The organism is Rhizobium sp. Leaf453, from assembly GCF_001425605.1.
In the GTDB taxonomy this organism is placed as follows: Bacteria; Pseudomonadota; Alphaproteobacteria; order Rhizobiales; family Rhizobiaceae; genus Pararhizobium.
This window is the reverse complement of the sequence record NZ_LMRG01000027.1, coordinates 133,828-151,471: the sequence shown is the minus strand read 5'-3', so window position 1 is coordinate 151,471 and position 17,644 is coordinate 133,828. Positions and strand designations below refer to the sequence as shown.

Genomic DNA, 17,644 nt, shown 5'->3' with positions numbered 1-17,644 from the left:
TCTGACCGGAAGGATACGCGATTGCGCAATACGGTCCATGCTGTAAAGTCTGGATTATCTTCGCGATCGTCCGGGAAATGCCATGGATCCTCTCTCCAATGTTCTGTCGTTGCTAAAACCGCAAAATCTGCTCTCTGCCGGTTTCGAGGTGGGCGGGGACTGGTCGATCCAGTTTCCGGACCAGCAGAAGGGCATAAAGTCCGGCGCCGTCGTGTCGGGTGACTGCTGGCTGTCCGTGGATGACGTTGCCGAGCCGGTGCATCTCGAAACCGGCGACTGCTTCCTGTTGCCGAGCGGCCGCCCCTTTCGCCTGTCGAGCGACCCGAGCCTACCAGCGGTCGATGCCCGACCTATTTTCCTGGCACCACGGGAAAAGGGCATTGTCCGCATGAATGGCGGCGGTGATTTCTCGCTCGTCAGCAGCCGTTTCGCCCTGTCGGGCAATCATGCCGACATCCTGTTGCGGACACTGCCGCCGATCGTCCACATCCGCGAGGCGGAGAGCCGCGAAGCGCTGCGCTGGTCGGTGGAGCGGATGATGCAGGAACTGCGCGAGCCACAGCCGGGTGGCTTCCTTATCGTCCAGCATCTCGCCCACATGATTCTCGTTCAGGCCTTGCGGCTGCATCTGGCGGAGCGATCGCGCACCAGGGTCGGCTGGCTGTTCGCCCTTGCCGATGCCCAGCTCAGCCGCGCGATCAATGCCATGCATAGCGATCCGGCGCATCGCTGGACGCTGGAGGGCCTCGCTGCCAAGGCGGGCATGTCGCGCTCCACCTTCGCCCTGAAGTTCAAGAGCGCCGTCGGCACATCGCCAATGGATTACCTCGCCGACTGGCGCATGCTTCTGGCCGCAGACAGGCTGGAGAACTCCCGCGACCCGATCTCGGTGATCGCGCCAGCGCTCGGATATGAATCTGAAGCAGCCTTCAGCACCGCCTTCAAACGCATCATGGGCTGTTCGCCCCGCCACTATAACCGCACCCGGCCAGGCAACGATCCGCATATGGTGGAAGAGGATCGAATGATGTCGCAGGTCGGGTAAGGCGTATATGGCTGGCGCCATCCTGCCAATTATATGGGCGAGGATAGGAGTGGGGACCAAATGAAAATGCCCACCCCGGAAACCGGAACGGGCATCGGTTTTTCAAAAAGGACGAAATTATTCGGCTTCGTTGGCCGGGGCAGCGTTGAGCTGGCCGTATTTTTCCGCGCCGATCTTGTTGAAGAGCTCGAGCTGGGTTTCGAGGAAATCGATGTGGCTTTCCTCATCCGCAAGAAGTTCTTCGAACAGTTTCATCGACACGTAATCGCCGATGTCATGACAGATTTCACGGGATTTCTTGTACGCCTTGCGGGCGTCGTATTCGCCGGCGAGGTCGGCTTCCAGCACTTCCTTGACGTTCTGGCCGATGCGAAGCGGCGCCACCGTCTGGAGGTTCGGATGGCCTTCAAGGAAGATGATGCGGGCAATCAGCTTATCCGCGTGATGCATTTCCTCGATCGATTCGGCCCGCTCCTTCTTGGCGAGAAGCGTGTAGCCCCAGTCGTCGAGGAGGCGATAGTGGACCCAATACTGGTTGACCGCACCGAGTTCGAGATAAAGGGCTTCGTTAAGCCGCTCGATGACTGTTTTGTCGCCTTTCAAGATCCGCTCTCCTATTTTCTTCATGGAATTGTTTGAGGCGGGTCATGAAATCAAAAATCTTCTCATCCGTCGAGGGCCGACCGGCATGATACTGCTCGGTGGTGCGGATGATGATATCGACGACATTCGGGAAACAGCCGCAGCAACGGCCGCGCTTTTCCATCGCATGGTAGACTTTCGCGGGCACGATCAGCTGCCAACAGTCCTCATCGAGAAGCTCGATGATCGTGTTCTCGATGTCCTTGTCGGTGATGAAATTGCAGCTACAAACCAGCATCTCGCCTGCCCGTGATACGCAACGCACTGAATTCCTTCCATAAAGCAAAAGCGGATATTTACTGTCAACAAAAATGTCTTGAGCTCTATGCGCTTGCTACATTAGAGAAGTTCTAAACTTGACAAAAAACACCGTATTTTCATTGCTTTAAACTTGAGACATGTGACCTGAAAGCCATTTGTTACAGGTTTCAAGTTTTCTTGAGTGGCAAAAATATCAAACAATTTTTGTTACGAGCGAGCATTTCCACTCCGGAGAGGCCGAATTCCGGTTTAATGAAAATTGCGCCCCTTGGGCATGACACTTGCTGTTTCGATGAGATTCCTCTGATTCTGCCTGTCCTCATGGATCAGGCCGTCCTTTCCGAACAAGTGCTTCTGCCGGTGGTCATCCGTTGGCCGGAGCACCTCATCCGATCGTGCATTAACGCCGAAGCCGCGGGTTTCCTTCTGCAGGATGCCGAGTGCTGATGTCATGTCTTCCAGATGGCTTGCCACGACATGGATGACGCCGCTGGCGCTTTGCAAGCGCCCCCTGATCTTCACCAGGCGCGCGCCCATCACCACCGAGCGGTATTTGGTGAAGACATCCTTCCAGATGATCGCGTTGGAAACGCCGGTCTCGTCCTCCAACGTCATGAAGATCACGCCCTTGGCCGTTCCCGGTCGCTGGCGCACCAGAACGAGGCCGGCGACAGTGACCATGCGCCCGTTTCGCACCATGTCCAGGCTGCGATTCGTGACGATGCCCTGCCTTGAAAAATCCTGCCGCAGAAAGGAAACGGGATGCGCCTTCAGCGACAGGGTGAGATAGCGATAGTCGTTGATGACATGCTCGCCCTGCGGCATGGACGGCAGCATCACCTCCGGCTCTTTCTGCAGATCGTCCTGTCCCGCCTGCTCGAACAACGGCAGCCGCTCAGCTGCCGATTTTTCATCCAGCGATTTCACCGACCACAGGGCCGCACGCCGGTCGAGCCCGATGGAGCGAAAGGCATCCGCATCTGCAAGCCGCTCGATCGCTGCGCGGGGCAGACCAGACCGCAGCCAGAGATCGCGAACGGAAGAATAACCAGCACCGCGATGGGCAAGCAGCATCTCCATATCCTTTTGCCGCAGGCCCTTGACCAGTGAGAAACCAAGCCGGACGGCCTTTTGCGTTCGGATGACGCCGCGCATTTCCCGGTGCCGCGGCTCGATATGCATGGGATCGAACATCGCCTCTCCCTCAAGGGCTGCATCCCAATCGGATATGTTGATATCGACGGGCAGGACCTTCACGCCATGCTCGCGGGCATCCCGCACCAGTTGAGCCGGCGGATAAAATCCCATCGGCTGGGAATTGAGCATCGCGGCGCAGAAGATATCGGGATAATAGGTCTTGAACCAGGAAGAGGCATAGACGAGCAGGGCGAAGGATGCGGCATGGCTTTCCGGAAAGCCATATTCTCCGAAACCCTTGATCTGGTTGAAGCAGCGCTCCGCGAACTCACGTTCATAGCCATTCTTGAGCATGCCGTTGATCATGCGCTCCTCGAAATTCGCAACCTGCCCCGTCCGCCGGAAGGTTGCCATGGCACGGCGCAACTGATCGGCTTCGGCCGGTGTAAAGTCGGCGGCGGTAATGCGATCTGCATCGCCTGTTCCTGGAACAGCGGCACGCCGAGCGTTCGCTCCAGAACCCCTCGTAACGCTTCACTTGGATAATCCACCGCAGCAGGATTCTGCCTGCGCTTCAAATACGGATGCACCATGTTTCCCTGGATCGGCCCGGGCCGCACGATCGCGACTTCGATCACTAGATCGTAGAATTCGCGCGGTTTCAGGCGCGGCAGCATGCTCATCTGCGCCCGGCTTTCGATCTGGAAGACACCGATCGTATCGGCCCGGCAGATCATGTCATAGACGGCCGGCTGAATATCCTCGTAGACCTCCGACAGTGTTTTGGGCTCGTCGTAATGATTTTCCAGAAGCTTGAACGCCTTGGCGAGGCAGGTCAGCATGCCGAGCGCGAGGACATCGACCTTTAGGATCTTCAAAACATCCAGATCGTCCTTGTCCCATTCGATCATATAGCGATCGGGCATGGCGGTGTTCATGATCGGTACGACCTCATCGAGACGGTCCTTGGTAATGACGAAACCACCGACATGCTGCGACAGGTGGCGCGGATATTCCATCAGCAGGCCGGCATAGTTCAGGACCCTGAGTGTCGTCGGATCGGCCATGTCAAGGCCTGCGGCCTTTGCCTGATCCTGTGAAAAGGACGTGGTCCACCAGCCCCAGATCGAGCCGGACAGCGCCGATTGCACATCTTCGGATAGGCCGAAAACCTTGGCCACCTCACGGCCGGCCGAGCGGGCGCGGTAACTGATGACGGCTGCGGCGAGGCCTGCATGCTCCTTGCCGTATTCGCGATAGATATACTGGATGACCTCCTCGCGGCGGGCATGTTCGAAATCGATGTCGATATCCGGAGGCTCATCCCGATCGCGCGACAGGAAACGGTCGAACAGAAGGGTGAATCTGTCGGGATCGACCTCGGTAACACCAAGGCAATAACAGACCGACGAATTGGCGGCCGAACCTCGGCCCTGGCACAGGATATTCTGGCTTCGCGCGAAATTGACCAGCTTGTGCACTGTCAGGAAATAGGGCTCGTATTGCTTGAAATGGATCAATTCGAGTTCGTATTCGATCTTGGCCCGGACACTGTCCGGCAACCCTTTCGGATACTTATGCTTGGGGTATCTGCGGATGGCTCCTTCCTCGACCAGCCGACGCAGGCGTTGTGCGGGCGTTTCATCGCCGTCGGCCTCGGTCGGATAATTGTGCTGAAGCTCCTCCAGATTGAACGATAGCCGGCTGAAGAATTTTTCGGTGTTGGCGATGGCATCGGGATAGTTGCGGAAAATTCAGGCCATTTCCTTCGGATTTTTCAGATGCCGCTCTGCATTCGCCTGCAGGCGCAGACCGGCATTGGCAATCGTCACATGTTCGCGGATGGCGGTGACGACATCGGCAACCGGGCGGAACTCCGGAGCATGATAGAGGGCATCATTGGTTGCGATCAGCCGGGTTCCGGTCTGGGTCGCGATTGTCGCCAGACAGGCGAAATCATGGTGATCGAAACCGTCGTAATGCGGCGTCATGCCGAGATAAAGCCGCTTTCCGGCATAGTCGCGAAGCTTGAGCAGGAGCGCCGTCAGTTTTTCCGGATCGGGACGGCCCGCATCCTCCATGACGATCAGTTGGAGTTCGTCTTGCCATTCGAGCAGGTCCGACAGGAAAAGCGTGCAGCTTCCCTTTGTCGTGCGCAGGTTTCCGGCACTCAGCATACGGCAGAGATGCGCCCAACCCTTCCGGTTTCGCGGATAGGCGAGAATATCAGGTGTGCCATCGGCGAAGACCAGCCGCGCACCGGGCTGGAACCGGTATTTTTCGAGCTTCGCCTTGGCATGGGCACGCACGACGCCCGCCACCGTGTTGCGATCGGCAATGCCGATACCGCCCAAGCCGATCTTCTGGGCCGTGACCACCATGATTTCGGCCGGTGCCGAGCCCTGCAGGAAGGAATAGTTGGTCCGGGCGCCAAGTTCGTAGAAGACGGGAGCATCGGTCATGCGAAAATCCCGTGCATGAACCATTTTGGCGACACGGCCGCCTGACTGTAGAGACCATCCCGAAACAGCCAGAAACGTCGGCCATCGGCATCCTCGACGCGGAAGTAATCCCGCGTCAGCGCATCCTCTCCATCGACCCACCATTCGCCGGCGATGCGTTCCGGTCCTTCCGCCCGGGCAACCTGATAGGTGGTGCGGCGCCATTTGAAGCTGGCCGGCGCACCCTCCGGCAGTTCTGCCGCGATCGCATCGACCCGCTCGGGATGGCGGAAGAGCCTTAAGGGACGCGTTGATGGCAGGGCTGCTGATATAGGCGTTCCGGTCTTTTCCGCAGCACTCAATCGGCTCATGTCGGATACCGGCAGGAAAGCCGCCGCGCGCTCCGGCACATGGCTTTCCTGCAGGATCAACGTAGAGAGACTTTCCGGGCCAAACCGCGCCATGACACGATCGGCAAAGGCGGACAGCGAGCGTCCGGTATCCGATGCCCCGGAAAAATCCTCCTGGACGACGGCATAGTGCTCCGTCTTCAGGACGCAGAGGCGCAGGATCTCGAAACCATAGCCGACATCGAGATCGTCATGGATCGCCTGGAGACGCTCACGATAGAGCGCCGAAATCCGCTCAGGATCCCTGGACGCCGCCGAGGTTGCGGCACGGATGCGAAACACCCGTCCATCCACCCGGAACAGCACGAGCTCGAACAGCCGGCCGCCTTCCTCGCGCTCCTCAAAGCGCTGTCGCAGGCTTTTGGCCAGCTGCAGGGTCAGTTCGAGAATGTCGTCTTCGTCCTGGATGGGAGAGGCAAGGCGACGCTCCACAGACAGGCTGGCCACCGGCAGGCGCGGCGACAGGGGCTCATCCTCGAAGCCGAGCGCCTGATCGAGCCGCAGAAGCACCGACGGGCCGAAGCGGCGGGCAAGCGGCGCGCGCGGCAGTGTTATGATATCGCCGACCGTCTTCAGACCGACCCGCGCCAGCGTCTGGATCACCTCAAGCGGCAATCTCAGTGCAGCAAGGGGCAGGGGAGAGAGAACCTCTTCAGCCTCCTGCGGGGCAGCGATATCTCCTGACCGATAGTGGGCCATGGCCCAGGACAGACCGGCCGATGACGCGAGTGCGCCGCGCGCCTCGATACCCAGACCGGAAAGCCGGGACAGGATATCGTTGAGAAGCGCTTTCTCGCTGCCATGCAGGTGAACGCAGCCCGTTATATCCAGATAAAGGCCGTTTTCCCCATCGAGCGCAACAAGCGGCGTATAGCGGTCGCACCAATCGGCAAGCGAGGTCAGAAGAGCCCTGTCCGCCACCGGATCGGCCGGGATGATCTCGATATCCGGGCACATGGCGCGCGCTTCCGCCAGCCCCTGACCCCGCTTCAAGCCGCTTTTCTCGGCACGGGCATCGAGCGCGACGATCCGCATCGCATTCTGGATGCGATCGACGAAGACCAGCGGCGGATGGTCAGGACGCTTTCTGGAAAGCCAGGACGCGCCCCATTTCATCCGTGCCACCCGGTCCGCCGGCAGATGCGGGAAATTCAGCGAGAGGATACGCTGGTTCTGAGAAAGGCGCGGCTGTCTCTGGGAGGATGTGGCGGAAACGGCGGGCATGGGAATTCCACTCCATTAAGAACGCGGGGGATGCGAAAGCCCTGCTTTTTTCGACGGTGACATGAAAGACCGGATTGCCGATGCTGCCGGCCAGAACCGATCCGTCCGGAAGCGGCCGGCCGGTGGTCTGGGCAGGGGCGACGAGGAACCGGACAGCGGCGCTGCTCGCCTCTTCTGCGCCCGCCTGCCGCAACAGCAGGATCGGCACCTTGCCGGCCCGCGCCCGCAGATGCAGGCGGCGGCTTTCGTTCAGGCCGAATTGCGCAGGATTGCCGCGCACTTCCAGAATGATCGCCGTAAAGACCGGCAACGACAGGGCCGCCTCGGCGATCCACAGTGCGTCAAGCACGGTGCGCGGACTGCTGAAAAGGCAGCAGCCAGTGTTCAGGCCATAAGCCTCCAGACCGCGACCATAGGGATGGCCGGCCTCGGATGCGGCCATTCCCTGGCCGATCCAGAGAATGGGTGAGCCCAGCTGGCTTTGGCGACCACTTTGGCACAGCACCGCCAGCGCCAGCACGAAGCCCAGGGCAGCGCCGGCATCCCGGGTTTCCACTGTCCGGACTTCTGTCAGCCCACCCAGAGGCAGGCCGCCCTGCAGGATAGCGTCGAGCGCATCGATACCCAATGACAGGACGGGGCCGGAGACGCCTTCCTCTTGCTTGCTGGTTATCTGCCCAAACCCGGCTGGATTGCCCTTTCTGGCGGTCTTCAACAGTCCCGGCACGTTCTCGTTTTCGAGCCGCGAAATGGTTTCGCGGAGCGCAAAAAGCCGCTCGCGCGTCATGGTCGATTGCCCCATGACGTCACTCCAGTTCTATCTGTTCCTGTTATGTTCTTATTGATTCCAGAGCTTCAGAAAAGAGTCAACGGTGAATCTTGAGAATTTATTCCTTGACTCTGACCCTCAAAATTCAACCCTCGAAAAACGTTGGGGAAATGGCTATATCAGGGGGCAAGCAAGGAGTGCCCATGGCCCGCATAGACCAGAGCGACGATTGGCGGGACCGCCACGCGCCGACAATCAGCACATTTGAATCCCTGGCAATGGAGGCCTATAGCCATCTGCCGGAGGAATTTCGTGCGCTGGCTGCCAATCTCACCATCGAGATCGACGATTTCCCGAGCGAGGATGTTTTCGAGGACATGGCGCTGGAAACGCCGTTCGATCTCCTCGGCCTTTTCGAGGGACGGGGGATCACCGAGCGCTTCACCATGGAAACCGGGGAAATGCCGAACCGCATCACCCTCTACCGCCGGCCGATCCTCGACTACTGGGCCGAGAACGAGGAGACGCTGGGCGATATCATCACCCATGTGCTGATCCACGAGATCGGCCACCATTTCGGCCTGTCGGACGACGACATGGAGCGGATCGAGGCCAGCGTCGAGCATGTCGGCGGCTGAAACGGCATTCCGTTCCAGCCGGCCGAACGCTTCAACTCAGTGCTCGGACAGCTTGGTGTCCGGTGTGTATTCCTTGCCTTCGACATCCTTGACCACGGCCTGGCCGCACATCATCACCTTGGTTTCCTGATTGTAGGCATAGGTCGGCGAACCGTGCAGGTCCCAACCCTTGTTGAGGGCGGCGGTGACCTTGTGGCAGAAGGTAGCGTCGTCGACGGCGGTCAGGAAGCGATAGAGTTTCAAGCGTCTGTTCCTTTTCGTTGAATGGCATCGGCCCGGGCGGCAAGCCGCAGCGCCTGTTCCAGATGCAGGCGCTCGACCATCAGGCCATTGAGGTTGATGACGGCTTTATCCGCATTTTCGGCGAGAGCAAAGGCGTGGATGATGGCACGCGCCTCGCTAACCGCATCCTGTTCGACGCCGAAATGGAGATTGGCCGGACCAATTTGGGCCGGGTGGATCAGCATCTTGCCGTCGAAGCCCATGGCGCGGCCCTGCCGGCATTCCTCCTCGAAACCGGCACCGTCGCGGAAATCGTTGAACACGGCATCGATGATATCGAGGCCGCTGCCACGGGCGGCGAGCAGGATCTGCATCAGCCAGGGCACGAGATAGGTGCGGCCGGGCAGGGCCGGCACGCCGGTTTCCTTGCGCAGATCGTTCAGCCCCGGCACGAAACAATCGAGCCGGCCGCCGCGCGTGCGGCCGGTTTCCGCGATGGCTGCGGCATTCAGCACGCCGCGCGGGGTTTCGATCATCGCCCAGAGCCGCAGCCTGTCGGGTGCGTCGTTTTCCGACAGCATATCCGCGATGGCCTGGATATCCTGCGGGCTTTCGACCTTGGGTAAAAGCACGGCATCCGGCGCCATGTCGAGCACCGCTGCGAGATCCGCCTCGCCGAAACCCGAGGCCAGACTGTTGATGCGGACGACAATTTCGAGGTCGCTCCGCCGCTCTTCCGCCAGATGGGCGGCCAGTGTCTGGCGGGCCAAAGCCTTGTCGTCGGGCAAGACGGCATCTTCGAGATCGTAGATCACCGCATCGCAGGCAAGCGTCGCGACCTTGGCCAGGGCACGGACATTGTCGGCGGGAACGCAGAGTACGGAGCGACGCAGACGGGCGGGATGATGATCGCGGGGTGAATTCATGAGCGAGTTTTGCCCGCCTTTCGCCGTTTTCGCAAGGCAGACATGCGATCGGGCTCCCCCTCTTGCAATGCGAAACGGGCGGACCCACATCTGGGGCAACGAAAGGTAACGACCATGCAAAGCATCCGTAATCTCTTCCTGACTGCCGCCGGCATCGCCTTCACGGTGATGGCCTTCGTCTTCACCGCCTCGCTCGGCCTTGCCCTTCTCGGCATCGCTTCGGTGGTGATGATCGGCACGATGATTGCTGCACGGCTTGCACCCCGCCCCGTCCGCGCCACGGTGAACCGTACCGCTGGCCATCGTCCCCAGCGCGAACCGCGCATCTGGAACGACGGACGCGGCACGATCATCGACATGTGAATCGGCCAAACGGCCGGCTCAGGCCGCCGGAGAGCAAGATTTTCCTTCATTTCGGCGCAAAATTGCTCTAAACGCTGGGCGGAAATTTTCCTGTTCCGTTGAAATCGAAGGCCATATCCATGGACAAGTTCGTCAAGCTCACCGGCGTTGCCGCGCCGCTCCCCGTCGTCAATATCGACACGGACATGATCATTCCGAAGGATTACCTGAAGACGATCAAGCGCACCGGCCTTGGCAAGGGACTGTTCGCCGAAGCCCGCTACAATGATGACGGCTCGTTGAACGAAGCCTTCGTGCTGAACAAGCCCGCCTACCAGAACGCCAAGATCCTCGTTGCCGGCGATAATTTTGGCTGCGGTTCGTCGCGCGAACATGCGCCGTGGGCACTGCTCGACTTCGGCATCCGCTGCGTTATCTCAACCTCGTTCGCCGACATCTTCTACAACAACTGTTTCAAGAACGGCATTTTGCCGGTTGTCGTTTCTCCGGAAGACCTGGAAAAGCTCCTGGATGATGCCGGCCGCGGCGCCAATGCCATCCTGACGGTCGACTTGGAAAACCTGGAAATCACCGGCCCGGACGGCGGCAAGATCACGTTCGAACTGGACGCCTTCCGCCGCCACTGCATGCTGAACGGCCTCGACGATATCGGCCTGACGCTGGAAAAGGCGGCCTCGATCGACACGTTCGAAAAGGCCAATGCCGCCTCGCATCCCTGGGCATAAGCTCATATGCCAGCACCGCGAAAACTGATCTCTTCCGGCTCGCCGTTCGAAAGGACGGCGGGTTATTCGCGGGCCGTGGTGCAGGGCGACTGGTGCTTCGTTTCCGGCACGACCGGTTACGACTATGCCACGATGACCATGCCGCAGACGGTGGAAGAGCAGACCCGCAACTGCCTGAAGACCATCGAGGCCGCGCTGACCGAGGCGGGTTTTTCGCTCGGTGACGCCGTGCGCAATCACTACTATGTCACCGACGCTGCCTTTGCCGACATCGTCTTTCCGATTCTGGGCGAAGCCTTCGGCGAGATCCGCCCGGCGGCGACCATGGTGGTCTGCGACCTTATCCGCCCGGAAATGCTGATCGAGATCGAAGTCACCGCCTTCAAGGGCTGATCCGGTTCAGCCTTCGACAAAGGGCGGCCCCAGCGGCTCCGCCAGCCCGGCTCTCGCCAGCTCATCCTGATAGGACAGGAAAAAGCGGCGCCGGAAGGCGATCATCTCGCGCTCCTCCTCCGTTGTTGCCCGCGCCAGGTTTTCGGCGACCGCTTCCGGCGTTGCCATTTGCGCCGCATCGCCAAAAAACGTCAGCATCGCCTCGACTTCGGCGTGGGGCATGTTGCGGACGCATTGCGGCACGCCATGAAGAAACTCCACGCCCATGCAACGGTAATTGCGGCGGCAGCGGCGCACCCGGCAGCGAAAATGCCGGAGCCATGCGGTTGCCGCCATACGGAATGTCAGCGTCTTGAAGGGTGAAGGTTGCGGCTTGATATAGGGCATGATCTCTCCGCTGTTGGTGCGCGGCCAGACACGGGAAAACATCCCCGCGCGGTGACCGCCGTGGTTTCGACACCTCACCTACAGACCCCGACTTTAGACCCTCTGCCTCGGGATGATTGCGTTTCGCATGTCTCCGGGACCGGCATTCAGCAACACAGCCCGGTACGTCACGCATCCTTTCCCGACATGTGTGCCACACAGGCACGCCCACCCCATAAGGACGGAGGGGGTCCATGTTCCGGGGGCTCTCCTTCCGTTCCGCCTGACGTTCGAGGTCAAAAGACCCCAAGGCTTTCCGTGGAGCGCCAGCCCTGCCTCGCCGCAAACGTCTTGCGGTGTATCCGGGACAGGACGGGAATGATCATGGCATGGGATTGTAGGGCGGGGATGGACGGGGATGAGATTTTTTGTTGGGGGAGACGGCACGGCTATCGTGAGTGTAGGGAGAATATCGGCTATTGGCCCATTGCGGATATTGGCTAGAAATGCGTCTGATTTTCGCATCTCTCCGCACCCATCAAATACTGAAGTCGAACGCTATGGTTCTGTTCAATTCTGAGACCATTATTTGCGGGCCGCATGAATCAAATGTCGGGACGAGGCGCAATCCGCAATTGGCGAGGTTTGGCGATGTAGTGAAAGGCGGCACTACCTTCTTTTGTACGACTTTGCTTTGATGCCGCGACGCTCGGTTCGAAGGGGCGCAAGCGATTTTCTTGGGAGGCCGTTTCGGCTATGTTCCGCGCTGTGAACGGGAGGGTGTATGAACTTGACGAAAGTATTCCGGCCTCAGCCATCTGAGCGCTGGGCGATGTATCGACTGGTCTGCCCCGTCGTTGACGCGGCATGCGAGGTCAGCTTCCTTGAGCCCTTTTTCGAGTACCCACAACCGAACGGGCCAAACAAACGCCTGTCGGCCGACATTGCCCTCATGGCTGAAGGCCGCCAGACCCCCATATGGCTAGTCGAAGCCAAGAAGTTTGGAAAGCAGGTCCATCCAGGGATGATCGATCCCTACCTCAACCCGGGCGCTATGGGCTGCGTGACCAACGGCAACCAGTGGATATTTAAGATCGCAGGTCGCTATCTCAGTATCGGGCCACTCCTGCGTCTTGATGGGCAGATGGACGAGAGCGTCTACAGGAGGCTTGTGACGCTGATCGCAACCGTGGATGAAGGTTCGGCGCTGGTATTGTCAGACGAGTGGACAGACACTTGGACAATGAAAGCCAAAGCGGCTGCTCCGTCGATATGGAAAGTGAGCGGCGACAAAGGAACCCGCGCCTATCAAGAGAAGATCCGCTACGAAACTCTTCAGGAAGCTGCCGTTGCAGCGCGTGCGTATGCGATGTCGGGGACGCTGGTCGCTGATATGCTCGATCAGATCATAGACGCAGGACTGCAGGCGCCAGTGGGATGGTTCGAGGTCAACCAAGCGCGGATAATCTGGTGGGTAAAACACAAGATGCGAGGCGCACGACTTAAGCTGACAGGCCGACACATTGAGATGCTGGTCGACAACGTCATCCTCGACCGGATCGGCAGACAAAACGTAAAGGCCAGCATCAAGATGCACGATAAGAACATGCAGATGTCAATGCTGAAAGCAGGGCTGGCCGACGAGTTGGCGGGGTTGGTGTCGGTATTCGGCATCAATCCGCTCCGCGCCTAAGAAGGGACACGGTGGTCTCGAATTGTGATAAATCACTGCTCCTGGACGTCCGCAAGTGACAGAACTTCAACACTCTAAAACCGCACTTCTTGCTTAATACCAACTTACCGGACTTTGCAGAGCCCTCGCTAAAACAGGTTCCGGCTAATGCCAAAGCTCTAACCGCTATCGCTGTCCGCAATTGGCGCAAAGCGGCCGATCGTAGACATCGGCTATCGACCCAAACCTGTCATTCCCGAACGGAACCCTAAAGGCAGCTTTTCGCCCCCTTTCCTGCCGTTCAGGCAGGTTTTCCAGAATGCGGGCGATGGCTGGAAACGCGGTCTTATCGCCGGCAAGCAATACCCGGTTCGATCCTATCCGTCCGTCGCAGGCGTTATCCAAAACTCGCGGAAGGTCTTGGGCTCAGGTCCGCCGATTGCTCGTAGCCACCGTTATATGCTTCGCTCTTTCGGCGGATCCGGGAGTGTTCAACGATCCTTTCGCGCGCGATGCCCCGGAACTCTTCGATCGAGGCGTATCCCTTGCGCTCCAGATAATCGGTGAGATCGCTGGTCAGTTCCTGGATCAGATTGGTGCCGATGCCTCCGCTGCCCTTGTCTTCCATCGCGGCCGTGCAAACCTGCAGATTCCCTGCCCCATGCACGATGAAGTTGAAGGCCTCGCGAAAGCCTCTTATTCCACCGATGCCGGAAATCGCCCTGTCCGGGAAGGCGCGGGAAATGTCCGAGACGCGTTGCAGGGCCTGATGCAGGATCGCCAGCCCTCCCAGTCCGCCCGAGGTGACCAGACCGTCGACCTCGACTTCGAACTTCAGGGTCTCCGGGTCCATCAGCGGCAGGGACGGGAAGGTATTGCAGAGCGAGATCGAGGCGGCGCCCGCATCATACGCTGCCTGGGCTCCGGCCAGGAGCGAGGAGGACGAGGGCGTCAGCTTGACCCAGATGGGCACGCTGACCGCTTCGGTCACGGCCTTGAGGATCGACCGGATGATGGTCTCGTCATTGGCGATATGCGCCCCCATGTCCTTGCGGTCCATATGGGGGCAGGACATGTTCAGTTCGATGGCATCGCATCCGGCGTTGACGACAGCGCGCGCCAGCTTGCGCCAGTTGTCCATCTCGGCTTCGCTCCCGGCGCCGGCCATGATCGAGCCGATGAGCATGCGGTCCGGATAGGTGGTCTTGATTTCCTCAAGGTCGGGAAGCCACAGATCCAGCGGCTGGTCCGAGATCAGTTCCCAGTTCCAGGACGAATGGGAAACCGTGTCAGGCCGCTTGTAGCGCGAGACATAGGGTTTCGTTTCACTGGCACGCTGATAGATCGTTTTCGGACCGGCAACGTTCTCGACAGGGTGCAGGCCAATGGTTTTGGTCACGACACCGCCCCAGCCAGCCTCGAATGCTTTCATGATCTTGGTCTTGCTTTCCGTCGGCGGCGCCGAGGCCAGGACGAAAGGATTGACGAACGGAAGGCCAGTGAAGGTTGTCGCGAGCTTGGATGTCATGGCGTGTCCCCAGAGTTCTTACACGCAGGACCGACAATTTTTACCAAAAAGTCAATAATTTTCTGACGGCCCCGGCCAGCCTGCTCGTTCATGTGACGTATCGCCTGGCGCACAACCCGCCATCAGTTGGCCGCTACCCGGAAGGATGCAAACGCACCGCGTCTGCACCCTTCCGCAAAAATCTCACCCACCCCACATCGACAATTCCACATCCTCCGAAAACGGCGTCGAGACATAGCCGTTCGCCGGAGACCGGACGTAAGCGAGATAATCCGGGCTATCGTCGGCATTGTCGGCGATCACCAGGGCGCCTGGGCGCAGGCGAGGCTGGAGGAGGGCGAGGATATCGGGATAGAGGGCTTTTGCGCCATCGAGCAGGACGAGATCGATGACATCTGGCAGGCCGGTGGCCAGCGTTTTCAGGGCATCGCCTTCGCGGATTTCGACGAGGTCGATCAGGCCGCCTTCGGTGAGGTGCCGGCGGGCACGCGCCACTTTCGAGGGCTCGAACTCGGTGGTGATCAGCCGGCCGCCGCCATTGTCGCTACCGTTGTCCCTGAGGGCAGCGGCGAGATGCAGGGTGGAAATGCCGAAGGATGTGCCGAACTCGACGATGGTTTTCGCACCCGTGCTGCGCGCCAGCATGTAGAGAAGCTGGCCCGCCTCGCGCGAGACGGGCAGCCAGAGATCCTTCAGCCGGCCATAGAGATCGAGATACTCGGTCTTGCTGGTCAAGAGCCGCCGCTGTTCTTCCCGCGACATGCCCGAAAGGGCCGGGCTGGTCGCCGAGGCTGCCTCGGCAAAAAGACGATCGAGCAGGGGCGCGAGCGGAGCGGAAGTCAATGTCGTCATGGTGATGATCCTTGTGGGTCTTGTGTCGTGTTGGCCTTGTGTCACGGGAGAAAATACGAATAATTCGTCGCATTCGCTAATCGCATTGTGGCCCCCCCCAGATGACGAAGACTGCAAGCCCCCGGATTTCCACGCGAAAATCACCCAGCCAGGCGCGCTCGAACGACCTTGTCGGCGCGATCCTCCAGGCTGCTGTTCGCGTTTTGACGGAGGAGGGGGCCGCCCGGTTCACCACGGCGCGGGTGGCCGAGCGGGCAGGGGTGAGCGTCGGCTCGCTCTACCAGTATTTTCCCAACAAGGCCTCGATCCTGTTCCGGCTGCAGAGCGAGGAATGGCAGCGGACGACCGGCATGTTGACGCAGATCCTTGGTGACCGGTCGGTGCCGCCGTTCGACCGGCTGCGATCGATGGTGCATGCCTTCCTGCGCTCCGAATGCGAGGAGGCGGCTGTGCGGACCGCGCTGGCCGACGCGGCACCGCTCTACCGCGACGCGCCGGAAGCCGAGGCGGCGAGAAACGCAGCCGAACCGGTGATCGAGGCCTTCATGCTGGAAATCCTGCCGGATGTGCCGGATCCCGTTCGCGATGTCGCAAGCGACCTGATCATGACCACGCTCGGAACCGTCGGCCAGGATTTTTCGACGACGCCCCGGACGGAGGAAGAGATCGCGGTGTTTTCGGAGGCGATGGCGGACATGTTTTGTGCTTATTTGCGGGGGATCAAGTGTGTTCCGGCTGTCCCGGGTTTTCCTGGATAATGGGAGGCGAGGCCGGGTTTCTCTTCGCCCCATCGGGGAGAAGTGCCGAACGCAGTGAGGCGATGAGGGGTGCCGGCTCCGCCGGCAGCAAGCGGCATATTCAAAGGTGGCCTTCGGCCCCCTCATCCGGCGCTACGCGCCACCTTCTCCCCGCCGGGGAGAAGAGGGATCTGGCCGTAAATCAACAACTGCCATAGCCGGAGTTTCGAAATCTTCAGCGCGCAGTCTGGACCTTCGGCCAAGGCCATGTAGCATCCCCGCCACGACACCATGCATCCAGAGGACAAGAACGATGCTGCTCAAGATGGAAGCGAAGCTGGCTGGCGCCTGTACGCCGGTCTTTACCAGTCATCCGGCGCGGTGGCTGGGGCTTCTGGCATTGTGCTCACCGCATATCATCACCGGTGTGAACAGGCTTCTGGATTTCACTGCGGCAGCACGGGAAATGGAAGGCTATGGACTGCTGCCGGGGCGGCCGATCGCGGCCGTGGTGATCCTTTTGCAGTTGAGCGCGGTGGCGATGATCGTCAGCGGTTTCTGCCGGTGGATCGGTGCGCTGGCGTTGTGCATATTCACGGTGATGGCGACCTTCATTGCCCTGCGGTTCTGGGAGATACCGTTCGGAGCCGAGCGTTTCGCCGCGATGAACCTGTTTTTCGAGCATATGGGGCTCGCCGGCGGCTTTCTGCTTGTCGCCTGGTACGACCTGCACAAATGGCGACGCGGCGGACGGGACTGGAGCTGATCCTTCGGGGAAACTCAACCGACAGCCAAAAAGCGAAAGACCCGGCCGCAGGGACAGCCAGGTCTTTCGTGGAGGAAGTCAGAAACAAGTCGTTTGGAATTTGTCTTTTCGGGAAAACCGGTTCCCACTTTTCCCTGACAAACTCTAGTCGCAGATGCGGACCTTTTTGACGATCAGGTTGCCGTAATAATCGTAGGTGCGGATCTTCTTGATATAGCAGGTGGGTTCGCAGTCGTCCGAACGATAGCCGGCCTGCGAGGGGGCGGCAAAGGAAACGGCAGCGACGATGGCGGCGGCAGCGGTCAGAACGAACTTGCGCATGTGGGTCTCTCCTTGAAATCCCGGTCGGGAATGTTTCGGTGAATGAGCCTCCCTCATCCATGACCCGACTATCCCACGAGACCTCGGTTCGCGCTGTTCCGGACGGAACAGGATGTTCCGACATTCAAAATTTCGACCTGTTCCTGAAAAGAAGCATGTCCAGCGTCGCACGAAGCGACGCAGCGACGGAGCGGATCAATCGGCGC

Annotated in this window: 19 protein-coding genes and 1 pseudogene; 8 read left to right on the top strand and 12 right to left on the bottom strand. The window is 59.8% G+C overall.

The features are described from left to right. The first annotated feature begins 82 nt into the window (after positions 1-82). Positions 83-1,045, top strand: coding sequence for an AraC family transcriptional regulator (locus ASG68_RS23995; protein ID WP_062586107.1), 963 nt, complete (start codon positions 83-85; stop codon positions 1,043-1,045). Positions 1,046-1,162: 117 nt separating this feature from the next. Here ASG68_RS23995 and bfr read toward each other — a convergent pair whose 3' ends face one another. From bfr to ASG68_RS32585, 5 genes and pseudogenes are all read right to left on the bottom strand, one after another. Next, positions 1,163-1,648, bottom strand: coding sequence for a bacterioferritin (gene bfr, locus ASG68_RS23990; protein WP_062586512.1), 486 nt, complete (start codon positions 1,646-1,648; stop codon positions 1,163-1,165). Next, positions 1,614-1,925, bottom strand: coding sequence for a (2Fe-2S)-binding protein (locus ASG68_RS30920; protein WP_082477861.1), 312 nt, complete (start codon positions 1,923-1,925; stop codon positions 1,614-1,616). The genes bfr and ASG68_RS30920 overlap by 35 nt, the downstream gene beginning before the upstream one ends. A 272-nt stretch (positions 1,926-2,197) precedes the next feature. Next, positions 2,198-5,547, bottom strand: a pseudogene (locus ASG68_RS23980) (error-prone DNA polymerase). Continuing rightward, on the bottom strand, positions 5,544-7,052 hold the full coding sequence (locus tag ASG68_RS23975; RefSeq protein ID WP_274534237.1) for a Y-family DNA polymerase: 1,509 nt from the start codon (positions 7,050-7,052) through the stop codon (positions 5,544-5,546). The pseudogene ASG68_RS23980 and the gene ASG68_RS23975 overlap by 4 nt, the downstream one beginning before the upstream one ends. Then, on the bottom strand, positions 7,012-7,962 hold the full coding sequence (locus ASG68_RS32585; RefSeq protein WP_062586104.1) for a hypothetical protein: 951 nt from the start codon (positions 7,960-7,962) through the stop codon (positions 7,012-7,014). Before ASG68_RS32585 ends, ASG68_RS23975 begins: the two co-directional genes overlap by 41 nt. 170 nt (positions 7,963-8,132) lie before the next feature. On the opposite strand from ASG68_RS32585, the gene ASG68_RS23965 reads away from it, so the two are divergent. Continuing rightward, positions 8,133-8,567: a metallopeptidase family protein gene (locus ASG68_RS23965; RefSeq protein WP_062586101.1), complete on the top strand. Its 435-nt coding sequence runs from the start codon at positions 8,133-8,135 to the stop codon at positions 8,565-8,567. Positions 8,568-8,603: 36 nt separating this feature from the next. Here the strand turns inward: ASG68_RS23965 and ASG68_RS23960 are convergent, their stop codons facing one another. Then, positions 8,604-8,810 (bottom strand): DUF1737 domain-containing protein, encoded by a 207-nt coding sequence (locus tag ASG68_RS23960; RefSeq protein ID WP_062586099.1) that lies wholly within the window; start codon positions 8,808-8,810, stop codon positions 8,604-8,606. Then, the gene (locus ASG68_RS23955; protein WP_062586098.1) at positions 8,807-9,715 is read right to left on the bottom strand and encodes an HpcH/HpaI aldolase/citrate lyase family protein; all 909 of its coding nucleotides are present in this window, start codon (positions 9,713-9,715) and stop codon (positions 8,807-8,809) included. The genes ASG68_RS23960 and ASG68_RS23955 overlap by 4 nt, the downstream gene beginning before the upstream one ends. 114 nt (positions 9,716-9,829) lie before the next feature. On the opposite strand from ASG68_RS23955, the gene ASG68_RS23950 reads away from it, so the two are divergent. From ASG68_RS23950 to ASG68_RS23940, 3 genes are all read left to right on the top strand, one after another. Next, complete coding sequence (locus tag ASG68_RS23950; RefSeq protein ID WP_062586096.1) at positions 9,830-10,078, top strand: hypothetical protein; 249 nt, start codon at positions 9,830-9,832, stop codon at positions 10,076-10,078. 119 nt (positions 10,079-10,197) lie between these two features. Then, positions 10,198-10,803, top strand: coding sequence for a 3-isopropylmalate dehydratase small subunit (gene leuD / locus ASG68_RS23945; protein WP_062586094.1), 606 nt, complete (start codon positions 10,198-10,200; stop codon positions 10,801-10,803). 6 nt (positions 10,804-10,809) lie between these two features. Further along, a complete protein-coding gene (locus ASG68_RS23940; RefSeq protein ID WP_062586092.1) occupies positions 10,810-11,196 on the top strand; it encodes a RidA family protein in 387 nt (128 codons plus the stop codon). 6 nt (positions 11,197-11,202) lie between these two features. Here the strand turns inward: ASG68_RS23940 and ASG68_RS23935 are convergent, their stop codons facing one another. Continuing rightward, positions 11,203-11,583, bottom strand: a complete 381-nt coding sequence (locus tag ASG68_RS23935; RefSeq protein WP_156373594.1) for a hypothetical protein — start codon at positions 11,581-11,583, stop codon at positions 11,203-11,205. A gap of 763 nt (positions 11,584-12,346) precedes the next feature. On the opposite strand from ASG68_RS23935, the gene ASG68_RS23930 reads away from it, so the two are divergent. Continuing rightward, positions 12,347-13,255 carry a hypothetical protein gene (locus ASG68_RS23930; protein WP_062586088.1) on the top strand — a complete coding sequence of 303 codons (909 nt, stop codon included), beginning with the start codon at positions 12,347-12,349 and terminating at the stop codon, positions 13,253-13,255. A 165-nt stretch (positions 13,256-13,420) separates the two neighbouring features. On the opposite strand, the gene ASG68_RS33110 is transcribed toward ASG68_RS23930, so the two are convergent. From ASG68_RS33110 to ASG68_RS23920, 3 genes are all read right to left on the bottom strand, one after another. Beyond that, positions 13,421-13,597: an SIP domain-containing protein gene (locus ASG68_RS33110; RefSeq protein ID WP_162243526.1), complete on the bottom strand. Its 177-nt coding sequence runs from the start codon at positions 13,595-13,597 to the stop codon at positions 13,421-13,423. 34 nt (positions 13,598-13,631) lie between these two features. After that, positions 13,632-14,762, bottom strand: a complete 1,131-nt coding sequence (locus tag ASG68_RS23925; protein ID WP_062586086.1) for a tRNA-dihydrouridine synthase — start codon at positions 14,760-14,762, stop codon at positions 13,632-13,634. A 183-nt stretch (positions 14,763-14,945) separates the two neighbouring features. Next, positions 14,946-15,614 (bottom strand): O-methyltransferase, encoded by a 669-nt coding sequence (locus ASG68_RS23920; protein WP_062586084.1) that lies wholly within the window; start codon positions 15,612-15,614, stop codon positions 14,946-14,948. Between the two features lie 101 nt (positions 15,615-15,715). Between ASG68_RS23920 and ASG68_RS23915 the strand changes: the two genes are divergently transcribed. Next, a complete protein-coding gene (locus ASG68_RS23915) occupies positions 15,716-16,372 on the top strand; it encodes a TetR family transcriptional regulator (protein ID WP_062586083.1) in 657 nt (218 codons plus the stop codon). 292 nt (positions 16,373-16,664) lie between these two features. After that, a complete protein-coding gene (locus ASG68_RS23910; RefSeq protein WP_062586081.1) occupies positions 16,665-17,117 on the top strand; it encodes a DoxX family protein in 453 nt (150 codons plus the stop codon). Between the two features lie 144 nt (positions 17,118-17,261). On the opposite strand, the gene ASG68_RS31610 is transcribed toward ASG68_RS23910, so the two are convergent. Next, a complete protein-coding gene (locus ASG68_RS31610; RefSeq protein ID WP_156373593.1) occupies positions 17,262-17,438 on the bottom strand; it encodes a hypothetical protein in 177 nt (58 codons plus the stop codon). Positions 17,439-17,644 lie beyond the last annotated feature (206 nt).

Coding starts and splice junctions, on each gene's coding strand:
- ASG68_RS23955 (WP_062586098.1), bottom strand. CDS start 9,715: ATGAATTCACCCCGCGATCATCATCCCGCCCGTCTGCGTCGCTCCGTA.
- ASG68_RS23950 (WP_062586096.1), top strand. CDS start 9,830: ATGCAAAGCATCCGTAATCTCTTCCTGACTGCCGCCGGCATCGCCTTC.
- ASG68_RS23915 (WP_062586083.1), top strand. CDS start 15,716: ATGACGAAGACTGCAAGCCCCCGGATTTCCACGCGAAAATCACCCAGC.
- ASG68_RS23940 (WP_062586092.1), top strand. CDS start 10,810: ATGCCAGCACCGCGAAAACTGATCTCTTCCGGCTCGCCGTTCGAAAGG.
- ASG68_RS23965 (WP_062586101.1), top strand. CDS start 8,133: ATGGCCCGCATAGACCAGAGCGACGATTGGCGGGACCGCCACGCGCCG.
- leuD (WP_062586094.1), top strand. CDS start 10,198: ATGGACAAGTTCGTCAAGCTCACCGGCGTTGCCGCGCCGCTCCCCGTC.
- ASG68_RS23975 (WP_274534237.1), bottom strand. CDS start 7,052: ATGAAATGGGGCGCGTCCTGGCTTTCCAGAAAGCGTCCTGACCATCCG.
- ASG68_RS30920 (WP_082477861.1), bottom strand. CDS start 1,925: ATGCTGGTTTGTAGCTGCAATTTCATCACCGACAAGGACATCGAGAAC.
- ASG68_RS31610 (WP_156373593.1), bottom strand. CDS start 17,438: ATGCGCAAGTTCGTTCTGACCGCTGCCGCCGCCATCGTCGCTGCCGTT.
- ASG68_RS32585 (WP_062586104.1), bottom strand. CDS start 7,962: ATGGGGCAATCGACCATGACGCGCGAGCGGCTTTTTGCGCTCCGCGAA.
- ASG68_RS23910 (WP_062586081.1), top strand. CDS start 16,665: ATGCTGCTCAAGATGGAAGCGAAGCTGGCTGGCGCCTGTACGCCGGTC.
- ASG68_RS23935 (WP_156373594.1), bottom strand. CDS start 11,583: ATGCCCTATATCAAGCCGCAACCTTCACCCTTCAAGACGCTGACATTC.
- ASG68_RS23925 (WP_062586086.1), bottom strand. CDS start 14,762: ATGACATCCAAGCTCGCGACAACCTTCACTGGCCTTCCGTTCGTCAAT.
- ASG68_RS23930 (WP_062586088.1), top strand. CDS start 12,347: ATGAACTTGACGAAAGTATTCCGGCCTCAGCCATCTGAGCGCTGGGCG.
- ASG68_RS23995 (WP_062586107.1), top strand. CDS start 83: ATGGATCCTCTCTCCAATGTTCTGTCGTTGCTAAAACCGCAAAATCTG.
- ASG68_RS23920 (WP_062586084.1), bottom strand. CDS start 15,614: ATGACGACATTGACTTCCGCTCCGCTCGCGCCCCTGCTCGATCGTCTT.